The organism is Agrococcus phoenicis, assembly GCF_047302415.1.
In the GTDB taxonomy this organism is placed as follows: domain Bacteria; phylum Actinomycetota; class Actinomycetes; order Actinomycetales; family Microbacteriaceae; genus Agrococcus.
The window spans coordinates 1,930,328-1,945,700 of record NZ_CP154854.1 but is presented as its reverse complement, the minus strand read 5'-3'; the positions used below and the strand labels follow the sequence as shown (position 1 = coordinate 1,945,700).

Genomic DNA, 15,373 nt, shown 5'->3' with positions numbered 1-15,373 from the left:
GCGGGACGGCATCCGTCGTGGTGCGCGTGGCCGTCGTGGCCTGCGCCGTCGTGGCGGCGCTACTCGTCGACGCCCGGGCCCTCCGGGCGCTTCGGGTCATCGCGCCGGATCTTCGGCAGCGCCGTCGTCGAGAGACGGCCGCGGTCGAGCTCGGGGTGGGGCTCCTGCGACTCGATCTCCTCGTCGAGCGCGGCGATCGCGGTCGTCTCGAGCGTCGGCAGCGAGGCCTCGAAGCGCGCGCGGCGGCGCTTGAGCCACATCGCGCCCACGATGATGACCAGCATCACCGCGTACGCGACGATCGAGAACGGGCTCTGCACGAGGTAGGACGGATCGCCCTGCCCGATCTGCATCGCCTTGCGCAGCTGCTCCTCCGCCATCGGGCCGAGGATGGCCCCCACCACGAGCGGCGCGATCGGGAACCCGAGGCGCCGCATGAAGAAGCCGAGCACGCCGAGCACCAGCAGCACGCCGATGTCGAACACCGTGAAGTTCGCCGCGTAGGCGCCGAGGCCAGCGAACACCAGGATGCCCGCGTAGAGGTAGGGCCGCGGGATCTGCAGCAGCTTCACCCAGATGCCCACGAGCGGCAGGTTGAGCACGAGCAGCAGCACGTTGCCGATGTAGAGGCTCGCGATGAGCGCCCACACGAGCTCGGGCTGGTTCTCGAACAGGCGGGGGCCCGGCTGGATGCCGTAGCCCTGGAAGGCGCTCAGGATGATCGCCGCCGTGGCCGTCGTCGGGATGCCGAGCGTCAGCAGCGGCACGAGCACGCCCGCGGCCGCGGCGTTGTTCGCCGACTCGGGCCCGGCGACGCCCTCGATGGCGCCCTTGCCGAACTGCTTGCGGTACTCGGGCTTCGCCAGGCTCCGCTCCGTCGCGTACGACAGGAAGGTCGCGACGTCGGCACCGCCGGCGGGGATCGACCCGATCGGGAAGCCGATGAAGGAGCCGCGGAGCCACGGCTTCCACGAGCGCGCCCAGTCGGATCGCCGCATCCAGGTGCGCCAGCCACGCGTGATCGGGATGATCGGCAGCTCGCCGCCGCGCAGGCGCGAGCCGACGTAGAGCGCCTCGCCGAGGGCGAACAGGCCCACTGCGACGAGCACGACGTCGATGCCGTCGCCGAGCTGCGGGATGCCGAGCGTGAAGCGGGTCTGGCCCGTCAGGGTGTCGACGCCGATGAGCCCGACGAACAGGCCCAGCGAGAGCGAGACCATGCCGCGCCACATGCTGTCGCCCAGGAGCGCGCCGACCGTCAGGAAGGCGATCACCATCAGGGCGAAGTAGTCGGCCGGCCCCAGGCCCACCGCGAAGCGCGCGACCAGCGGCGCGAGCAGCGTCAGCAGTACCGTCGCGATCGTGCCGGCGACGAACGAGCCGATGGCCGCGGTCGCGAGCGCGGCGGCGCCGCGGCCGGCGCGCGCCATCTTGTTGCCCTCGAGCGCGGTGACGATCGAGGCGGACTCGCCGGGCGTGTTCAGGAGGATCGAGGTGGTCGATCCGCCGTACATGCCGCCGTAGTAGATGCCGGCGAAGACGATGAACGCGGCGGTCGGCTCGAGCACGTAGGTGATGGGCAGCAGCAGCGCGACCGTCATGGCCGGGCCGATGCCGGGCAGCACGCCGACGGCGGTGCCGAGCAGCACGCCGAGCAGCGCGTACAGCAGGTAGATGGGCTGGAGGGCAGTGGTGAAGCCGTCGAGCAGCAGGGACCAGGTGTCCATCAGAGGCCGATCCAGGAGGTCAGGGTGCCGGTCGCGGGCAGGGTCAGCCCGAGCAGGGTGCCGAACACGATCTGCGTGATGACGCCCATGGCGAGGCCGATGAGGGCGGCCACCCACCAGCGCTTCGCGCCCAGCGCGAGCGAGGCGCCCGCGAAGAGGATGGTCACGCCGAGCGGCCAGCCGAGGTGCGGGATGGTGAGCATCAGCGAGAGGAAGCTCAGCACGATGATGGCGGTGACGCCCCAGGAGGTGCCGTGCTCGAGGTCGATGTCCTCGCCCTCCTCGGCGTGGCCGTACTTGCCGCGCAGCTGGCCGATGAGCACGGCGATCGCGCTCAGCAGCATGAGGCCGCCGACGGCGTAGGGCACGACGCGGGCGCCGAGCGTGTTCGTCGAGCCGGGAGGCTCGCGGATGGTGGTCGTCGCGATCAGGACGGCGATCGAGAGCACGATGAGCAGCCCGACGAAGGCCATCGACTCGATGCGCAGCGCGCGCGACGCCGCCGGCGCACCCGAGGGTGCGTCGGCGGTCGTCGAGGCGGTCATTCGATCAGGCCGATCGTGCGCAGCGTCTCCTGCGTGAGCGCGATGTCGTCCGCGAGGAAGGCGTCGAACTCGTCGCCGGCGATGAACGCATCCGTCCAGCCCTTGGTCGAGAGCTGCTCGGCCCAGGCCTCCTGCTCGTGCAGCTGCGTCGCGAGGTCGACGAGCGCGGTGCGCTCCTCGTCGCTGATGCCGCCGGGGGCGATCACGCCGCGCCAGTTGGTCAGCGTGATGTCGATGCCCTCGTCCTGGATCGTCGGCACGTCGGGCAGCGCCTCGGCAGGCTCGGCGCTCGAGACGGCCAGCGCGCGCAGGTCACCCGAGAGCACCGACTCCGAGAACTCGCCGACGCCGGAGATGCCAGCCTGCACGGTGTTGCCGAGCAGCATCGTGAGCGCCTCGCCGCCGCCGGAGTTGGCGACGTAGTTGAGCGTGCCCGGCACCTCCTCCGGCGCGACGCCGGCCTCGGTCAGCAGCAGGCCGGCGAGGATGTGGTCGATGCCGCCGGCCGAGCCGCCCGTCACGGCGACGCCCTGGCCCTCCGCGACGACCGCATCCACGAGGTCCTGCAGCGTCTGGTACTCCGAGTCGGCGGGCACGACGATGACGAGCGGCTCCTCGGTGAGCTTCGCGATCGGCGTCATGTCCTCGATGCGGTTGTCGGATGCGTTGGTCTCGACCGCGCCGACCATCACGGAGCCCGTGATCATCAGGGTGTTGGGGTCGGTCTCCGTCGCGAGCGACGCGAGCCCGACGGTGCCGCCGGCGCCGCCGATGTTCGACACCGGGGCCGAGCCGACGAGGCTGGTCTCGGTGAGGACCTGCCCGAGGGTGCGGGCCGTCTGGTCCCAGCCGCCGCCCGGGTCTGCGGGTGCGATGACGTTGACGGCACTGATCGCGGCGGGTGCCCCGCCCTCAGCGCCCTCAGAGCCGGCGGGGGCGTCGCCCCCGGTCGAGCATGCGGCCAGGGCGAGGGCTGCTGCGCCCGCCAGGCCGAGTCGGAACATGGTCTGCGTGCGCGTGCTGCGCGTGGTGCTCGGGTGCATGGATCGCACGTCTCCTCCTTGAGCGCCCGGCGCCATGCCGGGTCACGATCTGTGGCGACCGTAGCCGCATGCCGGTCGGGTGCCGCGGTTGTGGTCGAAAGAGAGCGTTTCGGTCGTTTCGGTCAGTGCCCGGCGGCGGGTTCCGCGGCCTACGATGGGGCCGTGAGACGAGCGATGAGGCTGCGCACACAGCTGGTGCTGCTGCAGAGCGCCATCATGCTCGTCGTCATCGTCGGATCCGGGATCGCCGCCGCCTGGCTCCAGGAGCGCGCGATCCGCGACGCCTACCAGGACCGCATGGTGGGCGTCGCCTACTCGGTCGCGCAGCTGCCGACCGTGATCGACGCCTTCGACGACCGCGAGCCGTCGATCGTCATCCAGCCGATCGCCGAGACCGTCAGGAACGCATCCGACGTCACCTACGTCGTCGTGACCGACGTCGACGGCATCCGCTACTCGCATCCGAACCCCGATCGCATCGGCGAGGTCGCCTCGACACCGGCGGATGCGGTCATCACGGGCGGCCTGTTCACCGACACCCAGACCGGCACCCTCGGCACGTCGTGGCGGGCGAAGGTGCCGGTCTTCGGCACCGACGGCGAGATCGTCGGCCAGGTGTCGGTCGGCATCCTCGAGTCGGAGCTGCACGCCGAGTGGGCCGCCAACATCTGGGTGCTCGCGCTGTGCCTCGCCGTCGCCGCGATCGTCGGCGTGCTGCTGGCCACGTGGGCCGCTGCCGTCGTCCGGCGCAGGATCCACGGCGTCGAGCCCGACGAGATCAAAGCGATGCTGGAGACGCGCAACGCCACGCTCCACGGCATCGGCGAGGGGCTCGTGGTGCTCGACGAGCGGGGCGCGATCGTGCTCTGCAACGATGCGGCCCTGCGGCTGCTCGGGCGCGAGGGCGACGACCTCGCGGGCGTCTCGGTCGCCGAGGTGCTCGACGCGCAGGTCGAGCCGCTGCTGGCCGACGCGGGCGAGCAGCAGCTGGTGCTCGCCGGGGAGCGCGTGCTCGTCGTGCGCGCAGACCCGGTCGTCGTCGACGGTCGCGACGTCGGCACCGTGCTGATCCTGCGCGATCGCACCGAGATCGACACGGCGCTGCGCGACCTCGCCGGCGCCAAGGGATCGACCGAGACGCTGCGCGCGCAGCAGCACGAGTTCGCCAACACCCTCCACACGCTCGGCGGCCTGCTCGAGCTGGGGGAGACCGAGGCGGCGATGGGCGTCATCCGGCGGGCCGGGGCCGGCGGCGCGCTCGACGCGCTCGAGCCGGCATCGGGCACGTCCGGCATCCTCGAGCTCGAGGTCTCGGCGCTGCTGCTCGCGAAGCGGGCGCAGGCGCGCGAGCGCGGCGTCGAGCTCGCGGTGGCCGCCGACGCGTCGCTGCAGCCGGCGCCGTCGGTCGAGGTCGCCGGTGACTGGCTGACGGTGCTCGGCAACCTCGTCGACAACGCCCTGGACGCATCCGCCGGCGGCAGGGTCGAGGTCGCGCTGCGCGACGAGGCGACCGCTGCGGGCAGGGTCGTCACGATCGCGGTGGACGACGACGGCGAGGGCGTGCCGGATGCGCTGCGCGACTCGATCTTCGACGTCGAGTTCTCGACCAAGCAGCGGCCGGCGGGCAGCGCGCGCGGCTACGGGCTCACGCTCGTGCGCCGTGTCGCGGAGCGCCTGGGCGGTTCGGCGACCGTCGAGCGGTCGCCGCTGGGCGGCGCGCGCTTCATCGCGACGCTGCCGGTCGCGACGGGGGCGGATGCGACGCACGCTCCGGGCGCCGCGCTCCGTGGCGGTGCGGCGCGCGGCGCCGGAAGCGCCGGCACCGAGCGCCACGACGCCTCGGACCTCGGAGCCGCGACCCTCGCCGCCGCGAGCGCGCCGGCGCCCGCCCGCGACCGGGGAGCGCAGTCGTGAGGCCGCTGCGCGTGCTGATCGTCGAGGACGACAAGGCGGTCGCGATCGTGACGCGAGGCTTCGTCGAGCGCCACGGCGCCTTCGCGGTCGTCGGCGAGGTCGGCACCGGGCGCGACGCGCTCGAGGCGATCGAGGCCGTGCGCCCCGATCTCGTGCTGCTCGACGTGCACCTGCCCGACGCATCCGGCATCGAGGTGCTGCGCGTCGCACGGGCGCGCGGGTTCACGGGCGAGGTGGTCGCCGTGACCGCCGCTCGCGACCTCGAGACCGTGCGCGCGGCCCGCACCTTCGGCGTGCGCCACTACCTCGTGAAGCCGTTCGGGCTCGAGGCGATGCGCGAGCGGCTCGAGGCGATCCGCGCCGAGCTCGCCCAGGTGGAGCATCTGGCCACGCAGCCGCTCGATCAGCGCGCGGTCGACGCGATGCTGCAGCCGAGCGAGCGGCAGAAGCCGGGCTCCGCCGGCTCGCAGCTGACCCTCGACCGCGTCGCGGCGCTGCTCGCGGTCGCCGACGAGGCCGTGAGCGCTGCCGAGGTGGGCGAGCGGCTCGGCATGTCGCGGGTGAGCGCCCGCCGCTACCTCGAGCGCTTGGTGGCCGAGGGTCGGGTCGCGGTCGCGCCTCGCTACGGCGGCACCGGGCGGCCGGAGCTGCGCTACTCCGCCCGCTGAAGCGCGCCGATCTGGCGGCGAGGTCTCGCTAGTGGACCGGCGTGCCGATGAGGGAGCCGATCAGCCAGGTCGCCGCGAGCGCGATGCCGCCGCCGAGCACCACCCGCACCATCGCGGCGCGCTTGCTCGACGCGCCGATCCGCGCGGACACGACGCCCGTCAGGACCAGCGCGAGCACGGTCGCGACGACGATCGGCCACGGCATCCAGCCGGCGGGGGAGAGCAGCGCTGCCAGCAGCGGCACGAGCGAGCCCAGCGTGAAGGCGAGCGCCGATGCTCCGGCCGCCGACCACGGGTCGTTGAGGTCCTCAGGGTCGAGCTTGTACTCCACGTCGAGGTGCGCGCGCAGCGGATCCGCCTCCGTCAGCTCGACAGCGACCCGGTGCGCCGTGCGCGGCGAGAGGCCGCGCAGCTCGTACATGTGGGCGAGCTGGTCGACCTGGGCCTCCGGGGCTGCGTCCAGCAGCACCTGCTCGCGGCGGATCGCGGCCCGCTCGCTGTCGCGCTGCGAGGAGACCGAGACGTACTCGCCGACGGCCATCGAGAAGGCGCCGGCGACGAGGGCAGCGACCCCGGCGGTCAGGATGCCGGCCGCCGACGTGCCGGCGCCCGCGACGCCCACCATCAGGGCGGCGGTCGAGACGATGCCGTCGTTCGCGCCCAGCACGCCGGCGCGCAGCCAGTTGAGCCTCGAGGTCATCGACTCGACCGGCGGCGGCAGGTCTGGCCGACGCTGCAGTGCGGGATCCATGGAGTTCCTCCTGCCACCATGGTCGGCGGTCGCCCCGCCCGCCGCAAGCAAGGCGAGGCTCGTGCGAAAGCCGCAAGAACGCCGAATCTTGGCGCTTCGGCAGGCCGAAAGCGCACGAGGGGGCATCGGCGACAGGTCTAGGCTTGACGCGGCGAATCCCCCACCACACATGGCTCACCAGACATCGATTGGATGACGCGTGGATCTCTACGAGTACCAGGCAAGAGACCTCTTCGAGCAGCACGGAGTCCCCGTGCTGCGAGGCATCACCGCCGACACCCCCGAGCAGGCCGAGGCAGCAGCCGCGGAGCTCGGTGGCGCTGTCGTCGTCGTGAAGGCACAGGTCAAGACCGGCGGACGAGGCAAGGCTGGCGGCGTGAAGGTCGCGAAGAGCCCCGCAGAGGCGAAGGACGCGGCGAGCGCGATCCTCGGCCTCGACATCAAGGGCCACACCGTGCAGCGGGTGATGGTCGCAGAGGGCGCAGCCATCAAGGAGGAGTACTACTTCTCGGTGCTGCTCGACCGCGCGAACCGCTCCTACCTCGCCATGTGCTCGTACGAGGGCGGCATGGAGATCGAGCAGCTGGCGGAGGAGCGCCCCGAGGCGCTCGCGAAGGTCGAGGTCGACCCCGCCGTCGGCATCACCGCCGAGAAGGCCGACGAGATCGTCCGCGCAGCGAGCTTCCCCGAGGAGCTGGTCGACAAGATCGCCCCGGTGCTCGTGAAGCTCTACGACGTCTTCGTCAAGGAGGACGCCACGCTCGTCGAGGTGAACCCGCTCGTGCTCACCGAGGGCGGCGACATCGTCGCGCTCGACGGCAAGATCTCGCTCGACGAGAACGCCGAGTTCCGCCAGCCCGGCCACGCCGAGCTCGAGGACAAGGCTGCGGCCGACCCGCTCGAGGCGAAGGCCAAGGAGTCGGACCTCAACTACGTGAAGCTCGACGGCCAGGTCGGCATCATCGGCAACGGCGCGGGCCTCGTCATGTCGACGCTCGACGTGGTGGCCTACGCCGGTGAGCGCCACGGCGGCGTCAAGCCCGCCAACTTCCTCGACATCGGTGGCGGCGCATCCGCGCAGGTCATGGCCGCAGGCCTCGACGTCATCCTGAACGACGAGGACGTCAAGAGCGTGTTCGTCAACGTCTTCGGCGGCATCACCGCCTGCGACGCGGTCGCCGACGGCATCGTGCAGGCGCTCGAGATCCTCGGCGACACCGCCACGAAGCCGCTGGTCGTGCGGCTCGACGGCAACAACGTCGATGAGGGTCGCAAGATCCTCGCTGACGCCGCGCACCCGCTGGTGACGGTCGTCGACACGATGGACGAGGCCGCCGACAAGGCCGCCGAGCTGGCTGCGGCCTAAGGGAGCAACACATGTCGATCTACCTCAACAAGGACAGCAAGGTCATCGTCCAGGGCATCACCGGCGGCGAGGGCTCGAAGCACACCGCCCGCATGCTCGCGGCCGGCACCCAGGTCGTCGGCGGCGTGAACGCGCGCAAGGCCGGCACGACCGTCTCGCACGTCGCGAAGGACGGCTCGCAGGTCGAGCTTCCCGTCTTCGGCTCCGTCGCCGAGGCCATGGAGGCCACCGGCGCCGACACCTCGATCGTGTTCGTGCCGCCGGCCTTCGCGAAGGACGCCGTCATCGAGGCCGTCGACGCAGGCATCGGCCTGCTCGTGGTCATCACCGAGGGCATCCCCGTGCAGGACTCCGCCGAGTTCTGGGCGCACGCCAAGGCGGCCGGCACGACGCGCATCATCGGCCCGAACTGCCCGGGCATCATCACGCCGGAGGAGTCGCTCGTCGGCATCACGCCCGCGAACATCACGGGCAAGGGGCCGATCGGCCTCGTCTCGAAGTCGGGCACGCTGACCTACCAGATGATGTTCGAGCTGCGCGACATCGGCTTCTCGACCGCCATCGGCATCGGCGGCGACCCGGTCATCGGCACGACGCACATCGACGCGCTCGAGGCCTTCGAGGCCGACCCCGAGACCAAGGCCATCGTCATGATCGGCGAGATCGGCGGCGACGCCGAGGAGCGCGCCGCCGACTTCATCAAGGCCAACGTGACGAAGCCGGTCGTCGGCTACGTCGCCGGCTTCACGGCCCCCGAGGGCAAGACGATGGGCCACGCCGGCGCCATCGTCTCGGGCTCGTCGGGCACCGCCGAGGCGAAGCAGGCGGCTCTCGAGGCCGCCGGCGTCAAGGTCGGCAAGACGCCGACCGAGGCGGCTCGCCTGATGCGGGAGATCATCGAGTCGCTCTGACCTGAGCGCAGCACCGCGAGACGGGTCCCGGCTTCGGCCAGGGCCCGTCTCGTCGTTCCCGGAGCGCGGCGGTCGCGCGCTCCGCGTCCTGGGGCATCGCGCCGCACCTGCCTGCGGCACTCGGCGCGCTCCTGGCTCGCGGGGCTATCGTGGCGGCACGCTCCGGCCCTTCCCGCGGCCGGACCGCCGATCAGGAGGACCCCATGAGCGAGCACGAGCAGCACGATCCCGACGGCACGAAGAAGCCCGGCGGCCTGGGCGAGGACGGCACCATCCCCGCTGACCCCGACGGGCTGGGCGCGACGACGAGCGACGAGCCCTCGACCTTCGAGCCGGAGGAGGACGAGGCGAGCGACGCCGACGACGCGTAGCGGCACGGCCTCGAGGTGAGCACGACGGGTGCGGGCGTGACGAGCGCGAGCACGCCGGGCGCGGATGCGACGGGCGGCGCGACGGTGCTGTGCGCGACCTGCGGCGTCGAGAGCCAGGAGCCGCTGCCGCCCATCTGCCCGATCTGCGCGGACGAGCGCCAGTGGGTGCCCGCGCAGGGCCAGCGCTGGACGTCGGTGGACGTGCAGCAGCGCGATGGCATGCGCATCGACGTCGTGGAGCTCGAGCCGCAGCTCTGGGCGCTCACCTCGGAGCCGGCGGTCGGCATCGGGCAGCGAGCGCTGCTGGTGCAGACCGGCGAGGGCAACCTGCTCTGGGACCCGCTGGGCACGATCACGGATGCTGCAGTCGAGCAGGTGCGCGAGCTCGGTGGGCTGCGCGCGATCGCCGCCTCGCATCCGCACATGTTCGGCGTGCAGTGCGCGTGGGCGGATGCGCTGGGCGCCAGCGTGCTCGTGAACGCCCGCGACGCGTCCTGGATCCAGCGGCAGCACGCGCGGATCGAGCTGTGGGACGACGAGGTCGACCTGCTGCCCGGCGTGCGCCTCATCCGCTTCGGCGGGCACTTCCCCGGCGCGGCCGTCGCGCTGTGGGCAGCGGGGAGCGGCGGCGAGGGCTCGCTGCTCGCCGGCGACACGATCCAGCCGAAGCCCGACCGCAGGAGCGTCGCCTTCATGCGCTCCTACCCGAACAACATCCCCCTCTCCGCCGCGGTCGTGCGGCGCATCGCGGATCAGGCCGCGACGCTGCGGTTCCGGCGCCTCTACGGCAACATCCCGGGCCAGCTGGTCGAGGACGGCCCGGAGGCGGTCGCCCGCTCCGCCGAGCGGCACATCGCCTGGGTGACCGGCGAGCACGACGACCTGACCTAAGCGTCGGCTTCGGTCGGGCTGCTTGCTCAGCGGCGGGGCGCCGGAGGATCTCCTGTTCTGGGCTGCTCGGGCTGGATAGTCCAGACGGATGCGCCCAGGGCCGGAAGAATTCTGGGCATCCCCGGATGGGCAGAGCGCACGACCCGAGCTGCTTGGCGATGGACGGCTCTCCACAGCCGCTCGAGCTGGCGGCGCCAGGCCGCCCTCGCGCGTGGCACGGTGCGCCGATGGACGCGTTGATGCAGCAGCTGGGGATCGTGTCAGCCGCACAGCTCATGGCCGCAGGTGCGACCAGGTGGCAGATCGAGGTGTCGCTGCAGCAGGGCGAGCTCCGTCGCGTGCGACCGGGCTGGTTCGCGACCTCTGCATCGGACGCATCGGCGCGCGCAGCCGTCGCGGCCGGCGGCTGCCTCTCGTGCTTCAGCGCGCTCCGCCTGCACGGCGTCTGGGTACCGGAGGGCAAGGGCACGCACGTGCGCCTGCCCGAGCACCGGCGTCGTCGCAAGGTTCGGTCCGATGGCACGCGCGGCGCTCGCACGCGCAGCTGTCACCCCTTCGGGCTCGAGGCGCCGATCACCGCGGCGGCCGACGACCTCGAGCTCGCCTTCCGCTGCGCGCTGCGCTGCGGCAGTCGCGAGGAGATCGTCGTGGTCACCGACTCGATCCTGCATCGGCGTCTCGCGAGCCTGGCAACGCTGGAGGAGTGGGCGCGGGACGCGCCGCTCGCGGTGCGAGCGCTCCTCGACCTCGCCGACCGCCGCTCGGAATCCGGCAGCGAGTCGATGGTGCGCCTCCGGCTGCGCTCGCTGCAGGTCGCGACGCGCATCCAGGTGCGGGTCATGGAGGGTGTGCGCGTCGACCTACTCGTCGGCGAGCGCCTGATCATCGAGTGCGACAGCAGGGAGCATCACACGGCCGCGGAGGCCTACGAGAGCGACCGGCGTCGCGACCGCCGGCTCGCCGCACGGGGCTTCATCGTGCTGCGGCTGAGCTACCGGCAGATCCACGACGAGTGGGCAGAGATCGAGCAGGACATCCTCGCGATCGTGCGTCGCGGCGGGCACCGCCTGCCGCGGCGCCGGAAGTCCTCCGCCTGAGCGGTGAGCCAGCGGGATGGTCCCAGCCGATGCGCTGAGATCCGGAGGACTTCCGGAAGCACGACGGGCCCGGCCGGAGCCGGGCCCGTCGTGCTGTGCGCCGCGAGGTCAGCGCAGCGGCGCGAGGATCGCGTTCAGCGAGGCGCTCGGGCGCATCGCGGCATCGGCGAGGTCGGCGTCGACGCGGTAGTAGCCGGCCAGGTCGACCGGGCTGCCCTGCACCCCGAGCAGCTCGCGCTCGATCGTCTCGGTCTGCGACACGAGCTGCTCGGCGACGGGGCCGAAGGTCTGGGCCAGGTCTGCGTCGTCGGTCTGCGCCGCGAGCTCCTCTGCCCAGTAGCGCGCCAGCCAGAAGTGGCTGCCGCGGTTGTCGATCTCGCCCACCCGGCGCGAGGGCGACTTGTTCTCGTTGAGGAACGAGCCGGTCGCGGCGTCCAGCGTCTCGGCCAGCACGCCCGCGCGGGCGTTGCCCGTCGTGACCGACAGGTGGCGGAACGACTCGGCCAGCGCCATGAACTCGCCGAGCGAGTCCCAGCGCAGGTGGTTCTCCTCGACCAGCTGCTGCACGTGCTTCGGGGCCGAGCCGCCGGCGCCCGTCTCGAACAGCCCGCCGCCGTTCAGCAGCGGCACGACCGACAGCATCTTCGCGCTCGTGCCGAGCTCGAGGATGGGGAACAGGTCGGTGTTGTAGTCGCGCAGCACGTTGCCGGTGACCGAGATCGTGTCGAGGCCCTGGCGGATGCGGTCGATCGAGACCTTCGTCGCCTCGACGGGGCTGAGGATCTGGATGTCGAGGCCCTCGGTGTCGTGCGACGGCAGCTCCTGCTCGACCTTCTTGATGAGCTCGGCGTCGTGCGCTCGGTCCGCGTCGAGCCAGAAGATCGCGGGCGTCGACGAGGCGCGGGCGCGCGTGACCGCGAGCTTCACCCAGTCGCGCACCGGCACGTCCTTCGTCTGGCAGGCCCGCCAGATGTCGCCGGCCTCGACCTCGTGCGAGAGCAGCACCGCGCCCGAGCCGTCGACGACCTCGACGCGACCCGCCCGCTCGATGCGGAAGGTCTTGTCGTGCGAGCCGTACTCCTCAGCCTTCTGCGCCATGAGCCCCACGTTGGGCACCGAGCCCATCGTCGTCGGGTCGAACGCGCCGTTGGCCTGGCAGTCCTCGATGACGACCTGGTAGATGCCGGCGTAGGAGGAGTCGGGGATCACGGCCAGCGTGTCCGCCTCCTCGCCATCCGGGCCCCACATGTGTCCGGACTGCCGGATCATGGCGGGCATCGACGCATCCACGATCACGTCGGAGGGCACGTGGAGGTTCGTGATGCCCTTGTCGGAGTTCACCATCGCGAGGCGCGGACCGTCGGCGAGGCCGTGCTCGATCGCGGCGCGAACCCCCGAGGCGGTCGACTCGTCGAGCTCCGAGAGGCCGGCGAGGATCGAGCCGAGGCCGTTCTCGGGCGAGAGGCCGGCCTCCTCGAGCTGCGCGCCGTACTGCTCGAACACCGCGGGCAGGAACGCGCGCACGACGTGGCCGAAGATGATCGGGTCGGAGACCTTCATCATCGTCGCCTTGAGGTGGGCGGAGAAGAGCACCTGCTCGTCGCGGGCGCGCTGCACCTGCTCGGCGAGGAACGCGTCGAGCGCCTTCGCCGACATGAACGTGGCGTCGACGATCTCGCCCTCGAGCACGGTCAGGCCGTCCTTCAGCACCGTCGTCTCGCCGTCGGCGCCGACGAAGCGGATCTGCAGCGCGTCATCGGCGGCGATCGTGACCGACCGCTCGTTCGAGCGGAAGTCGCCGGCGCTCATGGTCGCGACCGCGGTCTTCGAGTCGTCGGCCCAGGCGCCCATCGAGTGGGGGTGCTTGCGGGCGAACTCCTTCACGGAGCGCGGCGCGCGGCGGTCGGAGTTGCCCTCGCGGAGCACGGGGTTGACGGCGGAGCCCTTGACCGAGTCGTAGCGGGCGCGGATGTCGCGCTCGTCGTCGGTCGTGACCTCGTCGGGGTAGTCGGGGAGCGCGAAGCCCTGCTGCTGCAGCTCGGCGATCGCTGCCTTCAGCTGCGGCACGGACGCCGAGATGTTCGGCAGCTTGATGATGTTGGCCTCCGGCGTCTTCGCCAGCTCGCCCAGCTCTGCCAGTGCGTCCGGCTCCTGCTGGTCGGCGGGCAGGCGGTCGGCGAACGACGCGATGATGCGCCCGGCGAGCGAGATGTCGCGACGCTCGACCTCCACGTCGGCCGCGGCGGCGAACGCGCTCACGATCGGCAGGAACGAGTGCGTCGCGAGCATCGGCGCCTCATCGGTGTACGTGTAGATGATCTTGGCCATGCGGCTCGAACCTCTCGCGGTGAAGTGATTGAAGGCCGGCCCCGATCCGTGCGCGGGCCGCGCCGTGCCCGTCCAACCTACCGTCTTGGCCGTCGCGGCCGGGCGATCCCGCGGCGTCCGTCGGGCGGCGCCCGCCACCTCGCGCTGCGCGGCGAGGCGGCGGGGTCGGGGGCGGATGCGTCGATACAGTGCCTGCCGTGCGTCGCGTATGGGCCGGGATCGGTCAGGCAGTCGAGTCCGCCGCCATCGCGGCGGCGGGCATCGTGCTGTGCGCGCTCGTCTGCCTCGCCGTCTGGGGCGTCGACCAAGGCTTCGACGGCGATCCGCTGCTGCAGTGGCGGATCGCGGCGGACGCCTGGCTGCTCGGGCACGGCGTCGACATCGGCATCACGCCCGGTCGCGAGACCGTGCTCGCCGTCGGCCTCGAGGAGGCCGGGCGCTCGTGGGTGCTCTCGGCGGGCGCCTGGGGGATCGGCCTCATCACCTTCTGGCTGCACTGGCGCAGCGGCACGCGGCTCGCCACGCTCCCGCTGCTCGACGCGGCGATCGCGATGCTGCTCGGCGCGTCGGCCACCGGCGCCATCGGGGTGCTCGTCGGCACGAGCGCGCAGCACGGCACCGCGAGCCCGGACCTCGCGCAGGCGGCGGTGCTGCCTGCGCTCGTCGCGCTCCTCGGCATGGCCGCCGCGGTGCTGGCCGCGCACAAGCACGCCTGGCTGCTGGCCGTCGCGGGTGCGCTCACGGTCGAGGAGCGGTGGCTGCGCTCGATCCGAGCGGCGTTCCGGGCGGGCTTCGCAGCGCTCGTCGGGGTCCTGGGGATCGGTGCGGGGCTGGTCGGCCTCGGCCTGTTCCTGCGCTTCACGGATGGCCTGCTGCTGCTCGAGTCGCTCGGCGTCACCGCCATCGGCACCGTCGCGATGTTCCTGCTGCAGCTCGCGCTCGCGCCCACCGCGATCGTGTGGGGCGCCGCCTGGGCGATCGGTCCGGGCTTCGTGATCGGCCAGGGCTCGAGCGTCTCCCCGCTCGGCACCGATCTCGGCCCGGTGCCCGCGCTGCCGCTGCTGGCGGCGATCGACCCGCAGGCGCAGCCCTGGATGGCCGCGGTCGTCGTGCTGCCGGTGCTGGCTGCCGTGCTGGTCGGCGCGCTCGTGCGCCAGAGCCTGCTGGCCGGCAGCGTCGACCGCCCGGTGCACTGGTGGGAGCTCGCGATCGCAGCCGTCGGCGGCGGTGTGCTCGCCGGTGCGCTGCTGGGCCTCGCCGCCATGCTCTCGACCGGCGCGATCGGGCCCGGTCGCCTCGCGGTGACGGGGCCGGATGCGGTGCTCGTCGCCGCGTGGGGCGCGCTCGAGGTGGCCGTTGGCCTCCTCATCGGCATGCTGGCCGGCGGGCGGGGCACGGGCGCGCTGGCCGGCGGCTTCGCCCTGCCGCTCGCGACCGAGGGCGAGGGCTCCAGGATCCGCGATGTCCTCGGCCTGGGTCGGGCCCGGGAGTCGGGCGGCGACGCCCACGGCGATGGCAGCCGTGGGGCGGACGGCGCCGAGGAGCGCGATGCCGTCGCCGAGCCTGGCCGCGAGGGCGCCGGCGACGCCGACGACGGGCATGACCGTGACGGGGCGCACGACGGGGCTGCGGGCGCCGAGGTCGATGCGCCCGATCCGGCACCGGCCGGCGGAGCGGCGGGCGACCGCGACGCGACAGCGGAGATCGGCGCGGCGGCACCCGACGCATCCGACGCCGAATCGGCGCGCGACCCTCGGTAGG

Annotated in this window: 13 protein-coding genes; 8 read left to right on the top strand and 5 right to left on the bottom strand. The window is 72.5% G+C overall.

Annotation, left to right across the window (positions count from 1 at the left end; genetic code table 11):
• Positions 1-59: 59 nt before the first annotated feature.
• The 3 genes from AA0Z99_RS09285 to AA0Z99_RS09275 are packed head-to-tail and all read right to left on the bottom strand — an operon-like array spanning position 60 to position 3,315.
• A complete protein-coding gene (locus tag AA0Z99_RS09285) occupies positions 60-1,727 on the bottom strand; it encodes a tripartite tricarboxylate transporter permease (RefSeq protein WP_413316812.1) in 1,668 nt (555 codons plus the stop codon).
• Positions 1,727-2,272 carry a tripartite tricarboxylate transporter TctB family protein gene (locus AA0Z99_RS09280; RefSeq protein WP_413316811.1) on the bottom strand — a complete coding sequence of 182 codons (546 nt, stop codon included), beginning with the start codon at positions 2,270-2,272 and terminating at the stop codon, positions 1,727-1,729. The genes AA0Z99_RS09285 and AA0Z99_RS09280 overlap by 1 nt, the downstream gene beginning before the upstream one ends.
• Positions 2,269-3,315, bottom strand: a complete 1,047-nt coding sequence (locus tag AA0Z99_RS09275) for a Bug family tripartite tricarboxylate transporter substrate binding protein (RefSeq protein WP_413320825.1) — start codon at positions 3,313-3,315, stop codon at positions 2,269-2,271. Before AA0Z99_RS09275 ends, AA0Z99_RS09280 begins: the two co-directional genes overlap by 4 nt.
• Positions 3,316-3,489: 174 nt before the next feature.
• On the opposite strand from AA0Z99_RS09275, the gene AA0Z99_RS09270 reads away from it, so the two are divergent.
• Together AA0Z99_RS09270 and AA0Z99_RS09265 are read left to right on the top strand one after the other, a co-directional pair.
• Positions 3,490-5,229, top strand: a complete 1,740-nt coding sequence (locus tag AA0Z99_RS09270; RefSeq protein WP_413316810.1) for an ATP-binding protein — start codon at positions 3,490-3,492, stop codon at positions 5,227-5,229.
• Complete coding sequence (locus AA0Z99_RS09265; protein WP_413316809.1) at positions 5,226-5,897, top strand: response regulator; 672 nt, start codon at positions 5,226-5,228, stop codon at positions 5,895-5,897. Before AA0Z99_RS09270 ends, AA0Z99_RS09265 begins: the two co-directional genes overlap by 4 nt.
• Positions 5,898-5,925: 28 nt before the next feature.
• On the opposite strand, the gene AA0Z99_RS09260 is transcribed toward AA0Z99_RS09265, so the two are convergent.
• Entirely contained in the window at positions 5,926-6,648 is a 723-nt protein-coding gene (locus AA0Z99_RS09260; RefSeq protein ID WP_413316808.1) for a VIT family protein, read from the bottom strand.
• Positions 6,649-6,847: 199 nt separating this feature from the next.
• Between AA0Z99_RS09260 and sucC the strand changes: the two genes are divergently transcribed.
• The 5 genes from sucC to AA0Z99_RS09235 all read left to right on the top strand — a co-directional run bounded on the left by sucC (position 6,848) and on the right by AA0Z99_RS09235 (position 11,284).
• Entirely contained in the window at positions 6,848-8,014 is a 1,167-nt protein-coding gene (gene sucC, locus AA0Z99_RS09255) for an ADP-forming succinate--CoA ligase subunit beta (RefSeq protein WP_413316807.1), read from the top strand.
• An 11-nt stretch (positions 8,015-8,025) separates the two neighbouring features.
• Positions 8,026-8,925 carry a succinate--CoA ligase subunit alpha gene (gene sucD / locus AA0Z99_RS09250; RefSeq protein ID WP_413316806.1) on the top strand — a complete coding sequence of 300 codons (900 nt, stop codon included), beginning with the start codon at positions 8,026-8,028 and terminating at the stop codon, positions 8,923-8,925.
• A gap of 203 nt (positions 8,926-9,128) precedes the next feature.
• Positions 9,129-9,296 carry a hypothetical protein gene (locus AA0Z99_RS09245; RefSeq protein WP_413316805.1) on the top strand — a complete coding sequence of 56 codons (168 nt, stop codon included), beginning with the start codon at positions 9,129-9,131 and terminating at the stop codon, positions 9,294-9,296.
• Between the two features lie 36 nt (positions 9,297-9,332).
• On the top strand, positions 9,333-10,187 hold the full coding sequence (locus AA0Z99_RS09240; protein ID WP_413316804.1) for a hydrolase: 855 nt from the start codon (positions 9,333-9,335) through the stop codon (positions 10,185-10,187).
• A gap of 227 nt (positions 10,188-10,414) precedes the next feature.
• Positions 10,415-11,284: a DUF559 domain-containing protein gene (locus tag AA0Z99_RS09235; protein WP_413316803.1), complete on the top strand. Its 870-nt coding sequence runs from the start codon at positions 10,415-10,417 to the stop codon at positions 11,282-11,284.
• Between the two features lie 108 nt (positions 11,285-11,392).
• Here the strand turns inward: AA0Z99_RS09235 and AA0Z99_RS09230 are convergent, their stop codons facing one another.
• Complete coding sequence (locus tag AA0Z99_RS09230) at positions 11,393-13,612, bottom strand: NADP-dependent isocitrate dehydrogenase (protein WP_413316802.1); 2,220 nt, start codon at positions 13,610-13,612, stop codon at positions 11,393-11,395.
• 197 nt (positions 13,613-13,809) lie between these two features.
• On the opposite strand from AA0Z99_RS09230, the gene AA0Z99_RS09225 reads away from it, so the two are divergent.
• A complete protein-coding gene (locus tag AA0Z99_RS09225) occupies positions 13,810-15,372 on the top strand; it encodes a DUF6350 family protein (protein ID WP_413316801.1) in 1,563 nt (520 codons plus the stop codon).
• Position 15,373: the final 1 nt, after the last annotated feature.